This window comes from Rhodovulum imhoffii (genome assembly GCF_003046545.1).
In the GTDB taxonomy this organism is placed as follows: Bacteria; Pseudomonadota; Alphaproteobacteria; order Rhodobacterales; family Rhodobacteraceae; genus Rhodovulum; species Rhodovulum imhoffii.
In genome coordinates this window covers 44,723-46,695 of record NZ_QAAA01000018.1, presented here as the reverse complement: position 1 = coordinate 46,695, position 1,973 = coordinate 44,723, and the positions used below count along the sequence as shown (strand labels likewise).

Genomic DNA, 1,973 nt, shown 5'->3' with positions numbered 1-1,973 from the left:
CTCACACCCTACGAATACATCTGCAAGGTCTGGACATCAGAGCCAGACAGATTCATCCTAAATCCGATCCACCAGATGCCGGGACTGAACACCTACACACTTTGCGGCATGGGAACACTTCCCCTGTATGTCTCGATTTCGAGCTGTGCGGTTTGCGCGGCCTGATTTCGGTGTTGAGGTCGCACCTCTGCGATTTCACGCGAAAAGCCCTCAAGGGAATATGTGGGTATCAAAGCTCTTGAGTGGGATTATCAGTGGCTCCAGGAATTATCGACATCCTCAAGTATTTGTAATTATGATATTATTTTTATATATGGTGCCGGTCGAGGGACTCGAACCCCCGACCCCCTGCTTACAAGGCAGACGCTCTACCAACTGAGCTAGACCGGCGCCGCTGTGTGGGTACTTCAGTTTGGGCCGAAAGGGCAAGTCCGTTTTGGACGCTTGCGGCTACAGGCGTGACTGATAGTTTCAAGCGAAACAAGGAGGAAACGCAATGCCTCTGCCTGTGCCGCTGAAAATGCCCGCCATACCGCCCGGAGGGCGCGAAAGAGAGCCGTCGGGGACAGGATCGTGACCACGAAGACGACAGGAAAAGACGCTTTGATCGCGAACACGGGGCCGGGCAAGGGAAAATCGTTTGCAGCCTTGGGAATGACCTGCGTCGTGTCGCCCACCGGAGACCCTGCGCGGGGATGCAGTTCGTCAGAAGCCCCTGGAACATGGGGCAGTGACGCCCGTGGGGGCGGACCATGGCGCAAAGTCTGATCCGCAATCCGGAAATCCGTCCAGGGCGGCTGGACCCGGCGAAGGTCGGTTTGCGGGGTGGCCCTCTCTTCCTGGAGGGGGCTGCATTTCCTGCACTTCGCAAAGCCGTGCCACCCCATATGGGGCCGCCCGGCCGCAAGGCCCCCGGAACTTTGATCGGAGCTGCGAAACCCGTAACCGGAATGGCCCTGACCGGATACCGGTTCCGCTCGGGCATCGAAGGCCAGCCCGGAGCGGCGTTCCAGGCCTTGACTTCCCCACGCCCCCGGCCCATCAGGCGCGCAAGGATGCCCCGATGACCGATCTGCCCCCCAAAGACACACCGCCACCGCTGCCCGAAATCGATGTGCCGATGCTCTCACCCCGCCCCAAGCGGCGCGCGCGGGCGCTGATGTTCCAGGGGACGTCATCGGACGTGGGCAAAAGCCTGCTGGTGGCGGGCCTGTGCCGCGCCTATGCGCGGCGGGGGCTGAAAGTCGCGCCGTTCAAGGCCCAGAACATGTCCAACAACGCCGCCGTCACCGTGGACAGCGACCTGCCCCCCGGCCCTGACGGAAGGGCCGCGCCACGGGGTGAAATCGGTCGTGCGCAGGCGTTGCAGGCGCAGGCGGCGGGGCTTGCCCCCTCGATTCACATGAACCCGGTGCTTCTCAAGCCGCAGGCATTGGTGGGCTCGCAGGTGGTTTTGCGCGGGCGGGCGCTGGGCAACTGGCCCGCACGCCATTACCACAATCTCAAACCGTTGCTGATGCCCGCAGTTCTGGACAGTTTTCACCGTATTGCCGCCACAGCCGACCTTGTGCTGGTCGAAGGCGCGGGCGCGGGGACCGAGGTCTATCTGCGCCACTGCGATATCACCAACATGAAACTCGCCGAGAAAGCCGGCCTGCCCGTGGTACTGGTCACGGACAATGACCGTGGCGGGGCCATCGCGGCAGTGGTAGGAAGCTGGCTTTTGCACACGCCGGAGGAGCGCGCCCGCGTCAAGGGGTATCTGGTAAACAAGTTCCGGGGGTATTTCTCCCTCTACCGGCCGGGCTGCGACGTGATGACAGAGACCACCGGCTGGCCGCTGATGGGGGTGGTGCGGTGGTTCGAAAAGGCCGATGACCTTCCGGCGGAAGATTCCCTTGCGCTGGAGCGGCCTCAGCGCAGTGCGGGCGGGGGTCTCAGGGTGGCGGTGCCGCAGATTTCGCGGGTCGCGA

Annotated in this window: 1 protein-coding gene and 1 tRNA gene; one reads left to right on the top strand and one right to left on the bottom strand. The window is 62.6% G+C overall.

What is annotated here, in order from left to right:
* Positions 1–314 precede the first annotated feature (314 nt).
* A tRNA-Thr gene (locus C8N32_RS12300) sits at positions 315–390 on the bottom strand.
* A 673-nt stretch (positions 391–1,063) separates the two neighbouring features.
* On the opposite strand from C8N32_RS12300, the gene C8N32_RS12295 reads away from it, so the two are divergent.
* Positions 1,064–1,973 (top strand): cobyric acid synthase (locus C8N32_RS12295; RefSeq protein ID WP_211309716.1); only part of this gene is annotated, 910 nt, incomplete at its 3' end.